Genomic DNA, 17,765 nt, shown 5'->3' with positions numbered 1-17,765 from the left:
GCGCATGCTCGCGTCCACCTTCCGGGCGCTGCGGCACCGCAACTTCCGGCTCTGGTTCTACGGGCAGCTCACCTCCCTCGTCGGGACGTGGATGCAGACGATCGCCCAGAACTGGCTGGTGTACCAGTTGACCGGATCGGCGCTGGACCTGGGGCTCGTGAACTTCGTGGGCGCCATTCCCCTTGTGCCGTTGACGCTCTATGCGGGCGCAATCGCCGACCGGTTCTCGAAGCGCAGGATCATCTTCCTGATGCAGGGCGCGATGATGGTCCTGGCGTTCGTTCTTGCCGGTCTTTGCTGGACGGGGGTCGTGCAGGTGTGGCATGTGCTCGTCCTTGCCTTCCTGCTCGGCGCCACGCAGGCGCTCGACACTCCCGCGCGGCAGGCGTTCGTCGTGGAACTGGTGGGGAAGGAAGACCTGTCCAACGCCATCGCGCTCAACGCGGGCATCTTCCACGGCGCGCGGGTGATCGGGCCGGCGGCGGCCGGGATCCTCGTCGCGTACGTCGGCCTTTCCGGGGCCTTCTTCCTGAACGGGGTGAGCTTCATCGCGGTGCTTGGCGGGCTTTTCCTCATGGATGCCGCGCTCATCCACCGCACGCACTCCGAAGGGAAGCTCGGGGACGATATCCTCGGCGGCGTCCGCTACATCGGGGCGCATCGCGCGCCGATGGCGGTTGTCACGCTCATCTCATTCGCGGCGCTCCTGGCGATGCCGTACCACGTTCTCGTCCCGATCTTCGCGAAGGAAACCTTCGGCGGGGGCGCAGGCATGTACGGGCTCCTCATGTCCGCAGCGGGGGTCGGGGCCGTGCTCGGTTCATTGTACGTGGCGACCGGCTGGGCCGTACGGCGCAAGGGGATGGCGCTGACCGCGGGAAGCCTGTCGTTTCCCCTTTTGCTCATCGCCTTCGCTTTCTCCCGCAACCTGGTCCTGTCCGTCGCGCTCCTGACCGCCATCGGGTTCGCCTTCGTTCTCCAGAACGCACCTGCGAACTCTCTGCTCCAGTCGCTCGTGCCGGATCACCTGCGGGGAAGGGTACTGGCGATCTACGTGTCCCTCTTCCTCGGCATGATGCGGCTGGGGAGCCTGCTCCTCGGATTTCTCGCCGCCGCGACTTCAGCGACCGTTGCGCTGGCCGCCACGGCCGCCGCGAGCCTCGCGGCGGGGCTCGCAGTCTACGCGAAATACCCCGAACTGCGGCGAATGGAGTGATCGCCGCAGCTCAAGCGGAGCGTTTACGGGAGGATCGAATGACAACGCGTTTACGGTTCGGGTTTGCCTTGATGTTGGCCGGGCTGCTGTGGGCTTCGGCGGCCTTCGGGTGGTCGTTCGCCGTGTGCGGCGACAGCAGGGACGACAAGAACGGAATCTTTCCCAGGATACTCGCGACCGTGCGCGACTCCGGGATGGAGTTCCTCATTCACACGGGGGACCTCGAGCATCCGGGGGGGAAGAAGTCGTGGGAAGCGTTTAAAGCGAAGACGGCCGGATTCCATAAACCGTTATATATAGCGATCGGGAACCACGAGCTGTACCGAAGCACGCGGGAGGAGTTCACCCGGTTCTTCGGCCTCGCTGGAACATCCTACGCGTTCACCCACAAGGACGCCCGGTTCGTCGTCGTGGACAACGGGGGCGGAACGTTCGCCGACAACACCCTTGAATGGCTCGACCGGGAGCTCGCCGCGCATCCGAAAAAAAAGAACGGGATCTCCCGCCTGGTCGTCTCGATGCACTTCCCCCCGCACACCGACAACATCTTCCCGCACGGGACGAAAAACGGCTACCGCGACCAGAGCATGAAACTGCTGAAGATCCTCTCGCGCCACAAGGTGGACCTGCTCCTCTGCAGCCACGAGCACATGCACCTGGTCGACGATTGGAACGGGACGAAGGTGATCGTATCCGGCGGCGCGGGCGCCCCTCTGGTTCCCTTCCAGAAGTACGGGTTCTACCGGATAGACGTCACCGACCACGGCATCCGCGAGACGTTTATCCCGATCAGATAAAAACGGCCGGGAGGTCCCGGCCGTTCCGTAATTCGACAGGCTATTTCCGGGAGCGGATGTTATGCACCCGGCGCGGGCAGGGAACCCGGCGTTCCGCCTTCGAGGCTCTTGTCCTCTTCCCTCATCTCTTTCCATGGAGGCAGGATCTTCATCAGCACCGTGAGTATGACCAACGGCAGGCACAGAAGCACCAGCGTATAGAGGAGACCCTCTATCCCGGTCACCTCCATCTTGTATGTCGTAAGTCCCCGGAAGCTCTTGGAGAACATCTGCCCGCCTATGACGACGTTCCACCGCATCGTGAAAATGCCGAACTGGATCAGGAGCACGGAAATGAAGTAGAGCATTTTCCGCAAGTCCTCGTTCAGGGTGAACCGTCTCTTGAAGATCTTGGTCGCGCCGATGATCCCGAGGGGAAGGATCATCCCCAGCAGGACCTGTATGATGACGAGGCTCATGAAGAGCTTGCTCATGACCATTTCCGAGAGGATCTTGATCTCCTCCTCGCTCTGGTAGATGCGATGGATGAAATCGACGAACTCCAGCGTGAAGTCGACGATGACGGCGTAGAAGAGGAAATCGACCGCCTTGTCGACGCACTTCATGTTGATCTTCCCGCCTGTGAGCGGCGTTATGACCATGTACAAGAGGATCACCAGCGCGACCCCCGACACGATGGCCGAAAAGAGGAAGGCGATCGGCATCAGCACGCTGCTCCACCACGGGTTCGCCTTGACGGATCCGAATATGAAACCGACGTATCCGTGCAGCAGGAAGGCCGACGGGATGCCGATGATGGTGATCGTCTTCAAGGCCTTGTGGTCGAAGGTGACGGCGCTTTCGCTACGGTCCCTGGAAAAGAGCGACAGGACCTTGTGGATCCATTTCATAGGGCCCGACCCGCCTTCCGCCCAAACGATCATGTCGACGCGATAGACGAACCAGATCTCGATGAGAAGCACCGCCATAAGGTACCAGGCGTAGACGAAACCGAACATCGCCATGGCCGAAGACGGCTGCGGCGTCAGGAACATTTCGAAGCACCGCTCCGGGTGGCCCAGGTGCGACAGCAGCGGCAGCGGGGCGACGAGGAGATAGGACAAGGCCGTCAGGAGAGACAGCCGGTAGAGCGGCTGGACCTCCTTGACGTTGAAAACCTTGACTAGCGACGCCAGGATGAACGCCCCGGCGACGATTCCGGTGATGTACGGGTAGACGACGATGAGCAGCCCCCAGTGGACCTCGATCTCGTTCGGGTAGATGTAACCCGTGATCTGGGGCATGATCTCCTTCAGGGTGTGCAGCAGCTCCTGGTTCATCGGACCTCTCCGTCAAGACCTGCGTAGTAGGCTTTCGGCTCCGTGTTGAGAGCCGGTTTCAGCACGTGGATCTTGTTCATCCGCCGGAACCTCGACAGGGGGCTTGCGCTGCTGTTCAGGTCCCCGAAAATCCGGGCCTGGGTCGGACAGACCTCGACGCATGCGGGAAGCAGGTCCTGCGAGATCCGGTGATAGCAGAAGGTGCACTTGTCCGCCGTCCGCGTAACCGGATGAAGATATCGCGCGCCGTACGGGCAAGCCTGTATGCAATACCGGCAGCCGACGCACGTCTTTTCGTTGACGAGGACGACTCCGTCCGCCGTCTGGAAGGTCGCCCCGACGGGGCAGACCTGGGCACACGGAGGATCCGCGCACTGGTTGCAAAGCTTCGGGACGAAGAAGCTTCGCAGGATGCTGCGGTCGCCGGAAGTATCGGCGGCCATAGGCTCCGCGTTCGGATTGATCGCCTTGACGACCGCCTCTCCGTCCTTCCGAATGATGTAACGCTCGACCCACGTACGGAAGAAGAACGGCTCACGAGGGACGTCGTTCTCCACCTTGCACGCCTCCATGCAGCGGCCGCAGCCGATGCACTTGTCCACCGAGACGCCGAACCCGTACCACTTCCCCTTCCGCGGGGCTTCTTTCGCCAGCGCGCTCGATGGGAAGAGCTTCAATATCCCCCCTCCGATCGCGGTGCCGGAGACGAGGAACGCCAGAGTGTTCCTCAGAAAATTCCGCCTGCCGTTCATTCTTCCACCTCCGGCGAATGGGGATAATGGCATTGCCAGCACACGTATTTCTCACCGTGCGTCGCCAGGTCCACTCTCGGGGCGTTCTTCGCCATCCTGTCCTTCGCGTCCTTGGCGTGGCACTTTCCGCAGAACTCCCTGCTCTGCGGCTTCGACGGCTTCACGCTCCGCGGGGCGATCTTGTGCTGCCGGGGCGCCTGGTGGCACGTCGTGCATTCCAGGGCCACGTGGTGGGACACCGCTTTCGTACGGGCGATCTCTCCGTGGCACGCGGAGCACTCCTTCGGAGTCGTCGGCGGCTTCGGGTCGTGCGGGTTGTGGCACGACGCGCAGGGCTTCAGCGGGTTGTGGGCCACCGGGTTTATCTGAGGGAAGCCTCTGGGACGTGAAGGATTGTATGCATGGCACAGGACGCAGTAGGCACGCTCCTTCGGGATGGACGGTTTTACCTTGTCCGGGTCCTCGGTATGCGCCTTGGCCGGCCCGTGGCACGTCTCGCAGGAAAGGTCCTTGTGGTACCCCGTCTTCTTCTTCTCGTAGAGCTTGTCGTGGCACTCCGCGCAGGCATGGAAGCCGGCATACTTGACCGGTTTTGCCTGTTCCCTCTTCGTGGAGTCCGCCCACTGGATTTTTACGTCCTTCATCGGCTTCGGGATCAGCACGATGACGACGAACGCCCCGATGATGCCGAAGGCCAGGAAGACGACCAGCAGCCTGACCAGGGCATCCGGCATTTTCGACAGGAAATTTTTCATTGCGCGTTCTTCCTCCCGGAAACTATGGGAAATGATGCGGAGGTATCGGGATTCGCCGGAGATGTGGAAATAGTCATCTGAAATACGGCTCTACGCGACCCTTGGCCCACCCGCCCCCCCGGGTTGTCGTGGGCCTGGAAAAAAGCTTAAGAATTCTATAAAGAGCACGCGGCGATGTCAACGGAAATGGGACCCGCTATCGCCTCAATCGGAATCGGAATCAACCCCGGCTTTCCGGCCGCTGGAGAATGAACATCTGGTCGGCGATCACCGGCGTTACGCCGTCCTCCCCGACGTGGAAGTCCCCGTTGAGGATCGGAATCGCAACCCGGAGGAGCATCGTGTACACGAAGAGCCCGGTGGCCCAGATTCCAATCGTCACCAGGAACTCGATGCCCGTCGGGGAATAATCGTAGATCTCTCCCAGGACGTCGGGCGCCAGCCCCGGGATCACGAGCCCCATGCCCTTTTCGATGTAAACGCCGATGAATATGAGCACGCACCCGATATTGAGCGTGACGAAGTTTTCCCTGGTCTTCGGGATAAGGAAGAGGATGAACGCGGTCACGTTGAAGATCATGGCGGTCCAGATGTAGGGCACAAGCGACGAATGCCCGTGAAGCCCCTGGAAGAGGTACTTCATGGGCGCAAGGTGGATCGTGTCCGAGTAGTACTCCTTGAACACCTCGGCGCCCAGCAGGAAGAGGTTCAGGAACATGGAATAGGCGATGAGCTCGGCGACCTTGAAGATCGCCTCGTCCTTGATTTCCGTCTTGGTGTACTTCCGGATCACCTGGAAGAGCATGATCATGAACGCAGGGCCGGAGCAGAAGGCCGACGCAAGGAACCGGGGCGCGAGAATCGAGGCGTTCCAGAAGGGGCGCGCGCCCAGGCCGTTGTAGAGGAACGCCGTAACCGTGTGGATCGAAACGGCGGCGGGGATGGAGAACAGGATCAGCGGCGTCGTGAAGGATTTGTTCGGCTCCCGCCGGTGGTACAGGTTGTAGAGGATGAAGACGGCGATAACCAGGTTCAGGACAAGGTACGTGTTCAGCACCACAACGTCCCATGCGAGGAGCGACTGCGGGAAGTTGAGAATGCCGATCTTGGGTATGAGGTGCCAGAAGCGCTCGGGACGCCCGATGTCGACGGTTACGAACAGGAGGCACATCACCATGGCGGAAACGGCCAGCATCTCGCCCAGGACGGCGATCTCCTTGATCGGCTTCCAGTGATATACGTACGCGGGAATGACTAACAGGACGGCCGCGGCAGCCACGCCGACGAGGAACGTGAAGTTGGAGATGTAGAACCCCCAGGATACCTGGTCCCGCATCGCGGTGACGATCAGCCCGGCCTGGATCTGGTAAACGTATGCGGCCGCTCCGGCCGCCATCAGCAGCAGGAGGCCCAACACCCATGCGTAATATGCCTTGCTCCCCCGGAAAACGAGGACCAGCGTCCCCTTGAAAAATTCCCAGATCATTTTCATCGTCCGCCCCTGACTCTCACGTCGCGTAGAAGTAGAAGAACTTCGGCTGGGTGTTGAGGTCCTCCTTCAGGATGAACACCCGCTTGTTTTCGATGATGTACCGGATCTCGCTGTCCGGATCCAGCAGGTTCCCGAACTTGCGGGCACCCACCGGGCACGCCTCGACGCACGCCGGGTAGCGCCCCGGGTTCTCCCTCGTCCGCTGGATGCAGAAGGTGCACTTCTCCACAACGCCGACCGGACGGGGGCGGTTCCCGAGGATGTGCGTGTCGGGGTTGAGCTCCGCGGCGGGAAGGCCCGGCTTTTTCCAGTTGAAGTGGCGCGCTCCGTACGGGCACGCAGCCATGCAGTAACGGCAGCCGATGCACCAGTTGTAATCCACCACGACGAGCCCGTCGCTCTCCGTCCACGTGGCCTGGACCGGGCACACCTTCGTGCACGGAGGGTTCTTGCACATGTGGCACTGGACGGGCATGTAGAAATGTCCCGGTTCCGGCACCTTGGCCGGGTTGTAGTACTGCTCCGCCTCCTCCAGGTCCACCCCCTTCTCCTTGTTAAGCTGAAGGACGCGGATCCAGTGGATCTGCGGATCGCGGGACTGGTTGTTCTCCTTGACGCAGCCGTAGACGCAGCGCCGGCAGCCGATGCACCGCGAGAGGTCGAGCGCGTACCCGTACTGGACGCCCTCGCGAGGAGGCGTGGCCTTCACCTTGACGGGCTTGCCGTACTGAGCGCTGTATTCCCTTTCCATGCGGGCAAGGATCTTCTGCAACTCGTCCTTGCGCAGTTCGCGGAAGTTCTTCTGGAAGAAAGACTCCCAGAACGAGGCGGACGCGTCCTTCCCGGGGAGGGCAAGCGCTCCGGCGGCCGCGGCCAGGCTTTTAAGCGCTTTCCTCCGCGAAAGACGAAAGACCTTCTGCTCGCGCGTTTCCTTGTCCGGCATGTCATCCTCTCCTGTAATTCCTGAAGCGCTGCGCCGGAGGCGCAGGCGGCGAATTCGGGCTGCCCCTCTTCACCGTGTCCTCTCCGGACGGACCGGGGGAGGCATCGGCTGAATGGGCTTGTACCGCGGGTCATGCGGGTTGTGGCAGTGCGCGCACAGCAGGTATTCCTTCTTCCCGTCCCACTGTCCGGACCGCTTGCCGTGGACGCCGACCTTCCAGTCGCGGTACTTGTCACCATGGCACTGTCCGCACAGCCGGTACGACTCCGAGAAGCTTATCTTTTCCCCGGAGACCAGCCGTAGCTTGTCCCGGTTGCCGATATCGTGGCAGTCGAGGCACCAGCGCTGCCCCTGTGCATGGTTCAGGACGATGCCGGTGTGTTCGTCCTTGAGTTCCCTGCGCCTGGGGTTCGGCTTGATTTCCTTGTGGCACTCGGAACACGGGAAGATGCCGGGCGTGAAAGGCGGCGGCGGAACCGGAAACTGCTGCGCGGCCTGCGCCTCCGTCCGGGCTTTCCGTTCTTCCGCCTGGTGCGCGGCTCCCGCGGGTACGGCATGAAGGAAAGACATCGCGATCGCCGCGAAGAGGCAGAGACAGGTCAAGCGTGTATTTCCCATCGGACCCTCGTTGAAAAGATGAAAAGAGGAATTAATGCGTTATTCGGCAATTTTCCCGGCAAACGGGGATTGCCCCCCAACCCCCGATCGCCCTCTACTCCCCCATACGGAGGCCGGTCGCCTCCAGAAATTCAAGATACTCGTAAACAACTTCGAAATGCGCCGCTTCCTCCGCGGACAGGAGCCGGAAGAACTTCTTCTCCATGGGATGCGCCGCCCTGTCGGCCATCCTGCGGTACATTTCGCGCCCTTCCGCCTCGAAGCCCAGGGCCTTGCGCATGGCCGCCGCCGCGTCTCCCGTGACCGTCTTCTCCTTGCGGAGCCTGGCGGTTTCCCGCTGGAACATCCTCATCCTCACCTCGCTCGACGCGGTGGACACGGCCGGAAATTTCCCGTCCTGCTCCAGCTTCGCGTCGATCGCAAGGATATCCTGGCAGTGCTTGTCTTCCAGGACGGCGAGGAGTTCGAAGACCTGCCTCGCGAACGGATCGGACGCTTTGGCCGCCGCGTTGGAGAAAAACCTTTTCCCCTGTTTCTCGAACTTCAGCGCTCGTGCAAGCGCGCCGGACGCATTGTGCTTCCGCTTTACCGGTGCGGCTTTCGGCATATCGGATGCTCCTTGCTCAAAATACCGTTCTAATAAGTATGCGCGACGGAATCCGAAGTTGCCACCTTAATTTTCCTTCCGCTTCGGACGGCGCGACGCTTCGAGGATTTTTTTCCGAAGGCGCAGCGAGTGGGGCGTAACTTCCACCAGCTCGTCGTCGTTGATGAACTCCAGCGAGCTTTCCAGCGAGAGGATGCGCGGAGGAACAAGCCGCAGCGCCTCGTCGGCGCCCGCCGCGCGGATGTTGGTGAGCTTCTTTTCCTTCGTAACGTTGATGTCGATATCCACCGGCCTGGAGTTCTCGCCGACGACCATCCCCTCGTAGACCTGCGTCCCCTCACCGATGAAGAAGGCGCCGCGCGACTGAAGGTGGAAGATCGCGTAGGCGGTCGACCGCCCCGTACGGTCGGCCACCAGCGCCCCGTTTATCCTCTCTGGAATCGGTCCGAGCCAGGGATCGTATCCGTCGAAGAGATGGTTCAGAAGCCCCGTACCGCGCGTCTCCGTAAGGAACTCCGAGCGGAACCCGATAAGCCCGCGCGAAGGGATCCTGTATTCCAGGCGCACCCTGCCCTGCCCGGGATTCACCATCTTCGTCATCTTCGCCTTCCTGGCCCCGAGCCCCTGCGTGACCGCCCCGAGGTAGCTTTCCGGAACATCGACGAAGAGCATCTCAACCGGCTCCTTCAGGACGCCGTTCTCGGTCCTGGTCACCACCTCCGGCCGGGAGACCGACAGCTCGAATCCCTCGCGCCGCATCATCTCGATAAGGATCGCAAGCTGAAGCTCTCCGCGCCCCATGACCGTGAAAGCATCCGTTCCCGAAAAGTCGATCCTTAATGAGACATTCGAGAGAAGTTCCTTTTCGAGGCGGTCCCTCAATTGCCGGGAGGTCACGAACTTGCCCTCCCTGCCTGCCACGGGGGAAGTGTTGATGGAGAAGACCATCGAGACCGTCGGCTCGTCTACGGCGATCCGCGGGAGAGGACGCGGAGTCTCCAGGTCGGAAAGCGTGTCCCCTATGGTGATGCTCTCCGCCCCCGCCACGGCCACGATGTCCCCCGCGCCCGCCTCCGGAATCTCCTTGCGCGAGAGCCCCTCGTACCCGTAAAGGAGGGCCACCTTTATCCGGTCCAGCGCGCCGTTCTTCCCGCAGGCGGTAACCGTCTCCGCGGCCCGGAGAGTACCCGAAAAGACCCTCCCCACGGCCAGCCGTCCGACGTAATCGCTGTAGTCCAGGTTGGTAACGAGGAACTGAAGCGGTCCGGACGGGTCCCCCGACGGCGGCGGAATGTGGGTGAGGATCCGGTCGAAGAGCGGGCGAAGGTCGTGCCCCTCCGCTTTATCCTTTTCCCGGGCCGTCCCGGCGCGCGCGTTAGTGAACAGGATCGGGAACTCGAGCTGCTCCTCCGTCGCGTCGAGGTCGATGAAGAGGTCGTAGACCTCGTTTATCACTTCGTCGATACGCGCGTCGGGCCGGTCGATCTTGTTCACGGCGAGGATCACCGGTAATTCCTCTTCCAGCGCTTTTTTCAGCACGAACCGGGTCTGGGGAAGAGGCCCCTCGGATGCGTCGACCAGCAGGAGCACGCCATCGACCATCTTAAGGGTGCGCTCCACCTCGCCGCCGAAGTCCGCGTGGCCCGGTGTGTCCACGATATTGATCTTCACCCCGCGGTAGACCACGGCGGTGTTCTTCGCCATGATCGTGATCCCCTTCTCCCGCTCCAGGTCGATGGAGTCCATCACGCGGTCGGGAACGTCCTGGTTCACGCGGAAAATGCCGCTCTGCTTGAGCATCGCATCGACGAGAGTGGTCTTTCCGTGGTCGACGTGGGCGATGATCGCAACGTTGCGTATGTCGGAAGGTCTCATGCCGTTTATCGTAGCGGTCGTATTACTTGAAGGAGCGCTCGAAAAGTTCCCGGATGGCCCGGCGTCCGTTTTCTTCAAGGAACCTCGTTCCGGTTCCGGTGAATCGGGAGTGGCCGATCCGCAGGTTGCCGGGATCCACGACCTCCATCCACCGGGTTTCCCCCCAGGCGAACCAGGCGTTTTTATCCTGGTCGAAGACGAAGATCGGCTTGTTGCAAATTTTTGCGAACTCGGCCCCCCAGCCCGTGCCGCCGCGCACCGTGCCGTCTTCCAGGATCTTGCCGACGACGTAGATCTCCTGCCCGGCGTTCACCTGGAACCAAAGGGTCTGGAGCACCTTGCGGATGAACATGGCGTCGGTGTAGGTGCGGTGCATCAGATTCGATACATAGGCAAGGCTCACGTCGCCGCTCTTGAGTTCCTCGGGGGAAAGCGTCCGAAGGCCCCGGGTGCGCACCGTCCCGTGCCCGTCGAACGTGAAGTTGACCTCTTCGATTCCGTACTTTTCCGCCTGGGCTCCGAACTCCTGCTCCGCGCCCTTGGCTCCTCCGCTGTACAGCACGCACTCTTCCTTCTTCAGCATTTCCATCTCCTGTGTTTTTACGGGAAAGATGCCTGGTTTAGGTCCGGGATTCAGCAAATATACCACGGACCGCCCTGGATGCACACCCCGTTATGGCCCGCCTGGCTGTTGCAATGCCGAAGTACGTAATGTATCGTAAAATTATCACGTATCAGGAGGAAACGGAAATGTCTTCCAAACTAACCCTGAGCGTCGAGAAGAACGTGATCGAGCGGGCCAAGCATTTTTCCCGCAAACAGCACAAGAGCCTGTCCAAACTCGTCGAAGGGTATCTGCGGGATATTACGCGCACATCGGCCGACGGCGGCGACATCACCAATAAGGTGGCCGCGCTGTCCGGAGTAATCCCCGCCGTCGCCGTTCGCAAGGGGAAAAAGAAGGGATACGCGGACTACCTTGCGGATAAATACAGGTGAAGAAGGCGGTCTTCGTCGACACGGATGTCGTGCTGGACCTCCTTGCGCGCCGGGAACCTTTTTATTTTCCTGCCGCACGGCTCTTTTCCATGGCCGAGCGTGGAACGCTGAAAGCATGTGTTTCGTCGTTGTCTTTCGCCAACCTGCATTACATATTGCGTAAGGAAACCTCCGGGCGCCGGGCCATCGAAATCCTTAAACTGCTGCGAGAGGTGGTCACGGTGTTGCCCGTCGGCGGCGAGACCGTATCCGCCGCATTGAACGCCGGTTTCACCGATTTCGAGGACGCCCTCCAGTACCACGCGGCGCTTGCCGCAAAGGTGCCCGTTCTCATCACACGCAACATCAAGCACTACCGCAAGCCGGCGATACGGGTCTGCACCGCCGTGGAATACCTGGCGTTTCCCGGCGCCGAATCGTAGTGCAATAGCGGATCCAGTCGTAACCTGAGCGGGCATTACTTCCCCCATGCGGCTTCCAGGCCCTTTCCCGGACACCCGTTCTGGAAGAAGTGATGTTTGAGACGCCATGTTGGCGTCGCCCCTCCACTAACCCACTATCTAAGGCTCCTTCTTGACCGGCTCTTGCCGGAGACCTCCGTTCCGGAAGAAGTCGTCTCCGCCGTCGAGCTGACGGATTACGCAGTCACGGCCCGCTATCCAGGATTGGAGTCAGGGTAAAACCGCCACCAGGACCGATTTCGAAGGCATGGAAATCATGCGCGCGACGAAGATGCGCCAGTATTTCCTCCCCTTCGCCTCGCCGATGTACACCGTAGACATCGGGAGCGCCATGCGTTTTAAAGAACTTTCCATCCGAGCGGCAAAACATCGCGCGCCCAGATAGGTATAGGCGGAAACAACTGCACCACCTGTCCCGAAACACATGTGGCAATCAGCCGATATGGGTTGTCGAAGGAACTGTTGTCTATAAGGATGGTCTGATCAACAAAGCCAATTGCCTTGCGAAGGTTGTCAAAAGTTCGGGGAAATCGTTCCTTCAGTTTTTGATCGGGAACATTGTGCCCTCCTTCGCTCACCCGCTGAAATACGCGTGCCCGTGAAGTTTCAAGCTGGTCTAATCCGATAAATATAAGAAAACAGTAAAATCCATTTTTTTGTGCGTCATTTAACAACTGCCGCTTACTCCCTACCATATCGGAGAAAACGGTCTCAAGGCAAAACGATCTTTTTTTCAAGACATACTCACGGCGTCTTGTTTCGGCAATCTTTGCCGCCTCATGGTCGGTAACCTTTTCTCCCTTGGCTTCCATTTCTTTTGTAATGAGATCTGCATTGATGAACGGGAAACCTTTGTGGGCTATACGTTCTTCGTAAAAGGTTGTTTTTCCGGCCCCGTTAGGGCCTGCTATTACAACCAATACAGGCTTGTTCTTGCCCGTCGCCCATATAACGGGAAACGGAGGAAAAACAGGATGGCTCTTCATCTACCGCGACGAGTTGCTACAGGAACAAAAGCGCCCTCATGGATTGTGCCTGATGCGCGAGTGCCGTCCGGCATGATCCGGATCACCCGGCCTGGATGCTCAGTGTCCGACTGAAAAACAGGGCCTCCATGCGATAATATTCGATCTTTCACCGACCTTCGGTCTGACGAATATATAAATTGGTTTATCGACGAAAGGATTTTCATCTTTACCGATTCCGCGTCGGGCTGGTGGACAAAGTTCTTGAGGTACTCCTTGAGTGTGTTGACTTCCGTTGTGGAAAGGAGCGCTTCGACAGCCTGGCCAAGTTTGACCCAATGCTCGATCTGCCCGGCCATCGACCTGTCCGCGATTTTAGCCTTGTGTTTTACGTCACGGATAACCTGCACATCGGATAGCTTGATTGCCATCTGTTTGCTCGGCATTTCACTCCTCCATAAGATAACAATGCAACCTTTTGCCACCTAATGATACCAGATTTAAGGCAAGGCCACAACGATGCTTGTGCGCCCTCAAAGGGTCTTCGTTCCCTACCCTCTCTCCGTACCTTCTCTTATGACCTTATAGCCGATCTCGGGAATTTCACCTTTTTAATCCCCAGTTCCACCACAGATTTCCCCCCGAATTCCCAAAACGGGGCGCGACCCGATAACCGGGTGCTCCTTGACTCCTACGTGAGGTTTCAATCCACGCGCCCACGCGGGGCGCGACGCCGAATTGTAGCGTCCGCAAACTTTAGTGTGGGACTGTCTGAAGGCCCGGTCAGAAGCGGGCAACATGGAGATAGGGAAACACCTTAAAAAGGCGATCGTCCTTCACAGCGAAACAGCCTCTTTGAGGATTCTTTCCTTCATGCTCTCGCGAAGAGATGCCAACTCCACAACATCCACGCGACGGCCGAGAAGCGCTTCGAGTTCGGCGACCAAACCTCCCGGAAACCATGGGGACGTCGGCCCTTCCACCTCAATCAGAAAATCCACGTCGCTCTCTTCGGTCGACTCCCTCCGGGCCACAGACCCGAAGACGCGGACGTTCTTCGCGCCGTGACGTCGTGCGATCTCCAGGATCGTTTGCCTTTTTTCCCGGATCAGGCCAGCTATATCCATGGGAGACATCCTCTCTTCTTCAATTCAAAACCTGAATTCCCCGGTTCAGGATTACACAAATAGGCGGATTTCATCAAGAAAAAGGGGCTGGACGTTACCGCAGCAGGGCCGTGGTGAGCCAGGGGATGTAGGTGATCGCGAGGACGCCGCAGAGGAGGATGAGGAGGAAGGGAAGCGTGGCGCGGGCGACCTCCATGAACGGCCGGTCGAACCGGTAGGCGGAGAGGAAGAGGTTCATCCCGACGGGGGGCATGAGGAACCCCAACTCGAGGTTCGCGAGGAAGATGATCCCCAGGTGCACGGGATGGATGTCGTACGAGGCGGCGAGCGGCGCGATGATCGGGACGACGACGACGATCGCCGAGAAGATGTGCATGGTGGCCCCGACGAGCAACAGGAAGAAATTCAGGACGAGGAGGAAGGCCACCCTGGAGTGGATCGTTTCGCGGACCCAGTCGAAGATCGCATCCGGCACCCCGGCATCCACCATGTAACCCGTGAGGCCCGTCGCGGCCGCGAGCAGAAGGAGAAACCCGCCGACGAGCCGCGCCGACTCGACCCCCGCTGTGGGAAATTGATTGCGCAGGTCGATGTCCCGGTGGACGAACACCTCCACGCAGAAGGCGTAGAGGACCGTCAGCGCCGCCGTCTCCACGATCGTCGCGAACCCCCCGAAAATCCCGACCAGCACGATGACGGGGAGCAGCAGGTCCCATTTCGCCTCCCACGATGCTTTGCCAAGCTCGGCAAAGGAAAACGGCGCGCGGGTGGCGCCGGAGCGCACCCCGGTCCTGACCGCCCACGCCGCCATGATGGCCGAAAGGAGTATTCCCGGCAGGAGTCCGCCGCGGAACATCTGGTCCACCGCGATCCCGGCCACGACGCCGTACAGGATGACCGGGAGGCACGGCGGGAAGAGAAGCCCGAGCGACCCGGACGCGGTGAGAAGCCCCAGGGAGAACCTCTCCGGGTACCGTTCCGCGACGAGCGCCGGCAGCAGGATCCCTCCCAGCGCCACGATCGTCACGCCGGAAGCGCCGGTGAACGTCGTGAAGAAGGTGCACACAAGGACCGTTACCACTGCGATCGCGCCGGGCATCCATCCCACGAGCGCCCGGAAGAACCTGACGAGCCGGCGGGAGACGTTCCCCACCGTGAGCAGATATCCCGCGAACGCGAACAACGGAATCGTGGGAAGGGAAGGGGAAGTGACGAGGCGGTAGATCTCGGCGGAGATGGAGGCGAGCGGTACGTCCGCGTGACGGAACAGGATGACCGCGAGCCCGCCCAGCGCGGCGAAGAGCGGGGCTCCCAGGATCACGGCGGCGAGAAGGACCAAAAGCGCCGCGGCGAACGGACCGCTTTCCAGCATGAGCCCCGACGCGATGAATGCCGAAAACACGCCCGCTGCGGCGGTGACGGCCGCGCGGACCCCCCATCTTCCGGATGCTCCGCGGACGATCCGCCACGCGATGACGAGAAATCCCGCGGGCATAACGCTTTCCGCAACCCAAACGGGAAGGAAGGGAACGACGTACTGGACGATGGTCCACTCCGCCCGCACGAGCTGGAACCCCGACCATGCGAGCAGAAGGGAGATCGCGGTGGAAATCGCGGCGACGAAGCCAGCCAGCCATCCCTTGTACGGTTCAGGGAATCGGTCAGTGAGGCGTCCGAGCGACAAAAGCCTGTCGTCGCGCGCGGCGATCGCCCCTCCGAGAAAGCCTATCCAGAGCGTCGCGTGCTGGACGAGAGCGTTCGAGCCGGGAATCCCTGTGCGCCAGAGCTTGCGGCCGACGATTTCAAGGAGCGGAAGCGCGGCCATGCCTACGAGAAGAAGGATCGAGGCCAGGTTTTCCACGCGGTCGGAAAGCGAGGAGGGGGGCATGTCCACGGCGGGCGCGGATCGGGCGGGAGCCTCCAAGACTACCGCACCGTCCTGCAATCAACCTGCATCGCTCATTCGGCAAATGGGCATTAACGGGCTCCGACGGCCCTCCCGCGGTGGGCGGCGCGATACTCGTCGCGATACTTCCGCGCGGCGTCGAACATGTCGGCGGGAATGATCTTCCCGCGGATCCTGGGATAGACGTCTTCGACGATCTTTCGCCATTCCGCCTGGGCGGCGGGCGGGACATGGCTGACCTTGAGCCCGTTTTTCACCATTACCTTCACGGCTTCCTCGTTCAGGCGGCGGATCTCGCCGCGGAGGTTCTTCCCCGCTTCCCTCGACGCCTCGAGGATCTTCGGACGCAGATTTTCGGGAATCGAAAGCCATGCCTTCCTGTCGATGATAGTCGCACCGGTGAGAGGCACCCACCGGAGATCGGCCATGTGCGGCGCGAGGCCGAACCACTGGAAGGCAAGGGCCGCCAAAGGAGTGGTGTCGAAGGAATTGATGAGCCCCGTCTGGAGCCCCGGAAGGATGTCGATCGCAGAGAGGGGGACGGGATTGAACCCGGTCTCCTTGTAGAGCTGGATGAGGGTCGTGTCGCCCGCCCATACGAAGAGCTTCATCGCCTTGACTTCCGACGGGCGGGTGAACGGCTTCTTGGCGAAGAAATGCACCCAACCGGCGTCTCCCCAGTTGAGGACGATCATCCCCTTCTCTTCGAGCTTGCGCTCGAGGATGGGGGCCATTCTGTCCCGGACGTAATCGAACTCCTCGTCGGAGGAGTACATCATGGGGACGTGCAGCGCGTAGAAAGAGCGGTCGAGGTAGGAAAGGCCGATGCCGGTGACCGCCGCGGCCTGGAGCTGGCCCACGCGGATCTTGCGGATCACCGCGTCTTCATCCCCCGCCACGCCGCCGGGATATATGCGCAGGGTGACGGCTCCGTTCGTCGCCTTCTTCCACCCCTCGCCCATCGTCTGCAGGACCTTATACCAGGACGATCCTTCCGGTGCGAGCGTGGCCATCTTGATGACCGTCGCTCCCGCGGCCGTGGAAGGGGCCGCCGAAAAGACGAAAAGGAACATATGGATTGCGACGAATCCCCTACTCCAGGAACAGGTCATCCGCTCTCCCTTTCAGCCAGCGCGCCTTCCGCTGCGCAACCAGATTCGCCAACCGGTATTTCGGCGGCCCGCCGCGGGCGTCGAAGGAAAGCGCACGGTCAAGCAAATCGATGAATTCCTTCCGGTCCTGCGCGCGGACGGAGACGTTCTCCGCCAGCGTCACCAGCGGTGAGATTTTCTTCCCCCCGGACAGTTCCATCGCCCGCCTGAAATGCAGCCTGGCCCGTTCCGCCGATCCGCCCATTGCCTCGGGACGCCCTCCCTCGAAGGCGATGAAATACTCATGGATCGCCCCGTCCTCGAAATTCTCCCGTAGCGCCAGCGCCCGTCTCATGAGCGCCTCGCAGCGCGGGAGGTCAGCAAGCATCCCGGGGTCGTCCTGCGCGGTCGATATCGCCAGACTCCAGGAAACCCCGGTCCAGAAAAGAAGGGGCACATCCTCCTTCTCCAATTTCGATGTCGCCTTGGCGGGATCGGTCGCGAATTCCTCACGGAAACGCGGGTGCCCCGCCTCAAGCCCCCTGAGCCCGTACTCCCTGGCCCGCAGGTACAATCTTCCTGCCCTTTCCCTTCCCGCGCGGGAGGCATCCGGATCGGGCGTTTCCACCGCGTCCTGCCAGACGAACGCCGCAGAATACTGGGTGAACCCCCTCGAAAGGGATGTCAGGAGCCCGAGGTGCTCCGGCTGCTCCGACAGGAGGGACTCCATGGCCTTGAGGGCGAAGGGGATAGACTCGCGCACCAGTTCCGGATCGTCGTCGTTCGCGAACCCCTCGTTTCCCGACGAGACCGCGTCGGCCACCTTGTGCAGCGCATAGCTC

At 60.9% G+C, this 17,765-nt stretch carries 19 protein-coding genes; 4 read left to right on the top strand and 15 right to left on the bottom strand.

Features of this window, described 5'->3' with window-relative positions; translation table 11 throughout:
* Window positions 1-4: 4 nt before the first annotated feature.
* Both HY896_10940 and HY896_10935 read left to right on the top strand, forming a co-directional pair.
* Window positions 5-1,216 (top strand): MFS transporter, encoded by a 1,212-nt coding sequence (locus tag HY896_10940; GenBank protein ID MBI5576864.1) that lies wholly within the window; start codon window positions 5-7, stop codon window positions 1,214-1,216.
* 38 nt (window positions 1,217-1,254) lie between these two features.
* The gene (locus HY896_10935) at window positions 1,255-2,013 is read left to right on the top strand and encodes a metallophosphoesterase (protein ID MBI5576863.1); all 759 of its coding nucleotides are present in this window, start codon (window positions 1,255-1,257) and stop codon (window positions 2,011-2,013) included.
* Window positions 2,014-2,072: 59 nt separating this feature from the next.
* Here the strand turns inward: HY896_10935 and nrfD (HY896_10930) are convergent, their stop codons facing one another.
* From nrfD (HY896_10930) to HY896_10890, 9 genes are all read right to left on the bottom strand, one after another.
* Window positions 2,073-3,332, bottom strand: coding sequence for a polysulfide reductase NrfD (gene nrfD / locus HY896_10930; GenBank protein MBI5576862.1), 1,260 nt, complete (start codon window positions 3,330-3,332; stop codon window positions 2,073-2,075).
* Window positions 3,329-4,117 (bottom strand): 4Fe-4S dicluster domain-containing protein, encoded by a 789-nt coding sequence (locus HY896_10925; protein MBI5576861.1) that lies wholly within the window; start codon window positions 4,115-4,117, stop codon window positions 3,329-3,331. The genes nrfD (HY896_10930) and HY896_10925 overlap by 4 nt, the downstream gene beginning before the upstream one ends.
* Window positions 4,081-4,839, bottom strand: coding sequence for a hypothetical protein (locus HY896_10920; GenBank protein MBI5576860.1), 759 nt, complete (start codon window positions 4,837-4,839; stop codon window positions 4,081-4,083). The genes HY896_10925 and HY896_10920 overlap by 37 nt, the downstream gene beginning before the upstream one ends.
* A gap of 220 nt (window positions 4,840-5,059) precedes the next feature.
* Window positions 5,060-6,331: a polysulfide reductase NrfD gene (gene nrfD / locus HY896_10915; protein ID MBI5576859.1), complete on the bottom strand. Its 1,272-nt coding sequence runs from the start codon at window positions 6,329-6,331 to the stop codon at window positions 5,060-5,062.
* Between the two features lie 16 nt (window positions 6,332-6,347).
* On the bottom strand, window positions 6,348-7,274 hold the full coding sequence (locus HY896_10910; protein ID MBI5576858.1) for a 4Fe-4S dicluster domain-containing protein: 927 nt from the start codon (window positions 7,272-7,274) through the stop codon (window positions 6,348-6,350).
* 69 nt (window positions 7,275-7,343) lie between these two features.
* Window positions 7,344-7,892 carry a hypothetical protein gene (locus tag HY896_10905; protein MBI5576857.1) on the bottom strand — a complete coding sequence of 183 codons (549 nt, stop codon included), beginning with the start codon at window positions 7,890-7,892 and terminating at the stop codon, window positions 7,344-7,346.
* A 94-nt stretch (window positions 7,893-7,986) separates the two neighbouring features.
* Window positions 7,987-8,499, bottom strand: coding sequence for a ferritin family protein (locus HY896_10900; protein MBI5576856.1), 513 nt, complete (start codon window positions 8,497-8,499; stop codon window positions 7,987-7,989).
* A 66-nt stretch (window positions 8,500-8,565) separates the two neighbouring features.
* Window positions 8,566-10,374, bottom strand: a complete 1,809-nt coding sequence (typA, locus tag HY896_10895) for a translational GTPase TypA (protein ID MBI5576855.1) — start codon at window positions 10,372-10,374, stop codon at window positions 8,566-8,568.
* Between the two features lie 22 nt (window positions 10,375-10,396).
* Window positions 10,397-10,957, bottom strand: coding sequence for a hypothetical protein (locus tag HY896_10890; protein MBI5576854.1), 561 nt, complete (start codon window positions 10,955-10,957; stop codon window positions 10,397-10,399).
* 167 nt (window positions 10,958-11,124) lie between these two features.
* On the opposite strand from HY896_10890, the gene HY896_10885 reads away from it, so the two are divergent.
* Entirely contained in the window at window positions 11,125-11,373 is a 249-nt protein-coding gene (locus HY896_10885; protein MBI5576853.1) for a hypothetical protein, read from the top strand.
* Entirely contained in the window at window positions 11,370-11,795 is a 426-nt protein-coding gene (locus HY896_10880) for a PIN domain-containing protein (GenBank protein ID MBI5576852.1), read from the top strand. Before HY896_10885 ends, HY896_10880 begins: the two co-directional genes overlap by 4 nt.
* Window positions 11,796-12,172: 377 nt before the next feature.
* Here HY896_10880 and HY896_10875 read toward each other — a convergent pair whose 3' ends face one another.
* From HY896_10875 to HY896_10850, 6 genes are all read right to left on the bottom strand, one after another.
* Window positions 12,173-12,820 (bottom strand): zeta toxin family protein, encoded by a 648-nt coding sequence (locus tag HY896_10875; protein ID MBI5576851.1) that lies wholly within the window; start codon window positions 12,818-12,820, stop codon window positions 12,173-12,175.
* The gene (locus HY896_10870; GenBank protein ID MBI5576850.1) at window positions 12,817-13,245 is read right to left on the bottom strand and encodes a hypothetical protein; all 429 of its coding nucleotides are present in this window, start codon (window positions 13,243-13,245) and stop codon (window positions 12,817-12,819) included. Before HY896_10870 ends, HY896_10875 begins: the two co-directional genes overlap by 4 nt.
* A 390-nt stretch (window positions 13,246-13,635) precedes the next feature.
* Entirely contained in the window at window positions 13,636-13,926 is a 291-nt protein-coding gene (locus tag HY896_10865) for a nucleotidyltransferase domain-containing protein (protein MBI5576849.1), read from the bottom strand.
* A 94-nt stretch (window positions 13,927-14,020) separates the two neighbouring features.
* The gene (locus HY896_10860) at window positions 14,021-15,850 is read right to left on the bottom strand and encodes a TRAP transporter large permease subunit (protein ID MBI5576848.1); all 1,830 of its coding nucleotides are present in this window, start codon (window positions 15,848-15,850) and stop codon (window positions 14,021-14,023) included.
* 53 nt (window positions 15,851-15,903) lie between these two features.
* Window positions 15,904-16,944: a TRAP transporter substrate-binding protein DctP gene (gene dctP, locus HY896_10855; protein ID MBI5576847.1), complete on the bottom strand. Its 1,041-nt coding sequence runs from the start codon at window positions 16,942-16,944 to the stop codon at window positions 15,904-15,906.
* Window positions 16,925-17,755 (bottom strand): hypothetical protein, encoded by an 831-nt coding sequence (locus HY896_10850; protein ID MBI5576846.1) that lies wholly within the window; start codon window positions 17,753-17,755, stop codon window positions 16,925-16,927. The genes dctP and HY896_10850 overlap by 20 nt, the downstream gene beginning before the upstream one ends.
* Window positions 17,756-17,765: the final 10 nt, after the last annotated feature.

The organism is Deltaproteobacteria bacterium (assembly GCA_016218975.1).
GTDB lineage: Bacteria > Desulfobacterota > Deferrimicrobia > Deferrimicrobiales > Deferrimicrobiaceae > JAENIX01.
Note: the sequence above shows the minus strand (reverse complement) of the source record. Positions and strands in the feature narration are given on the sequence as shown.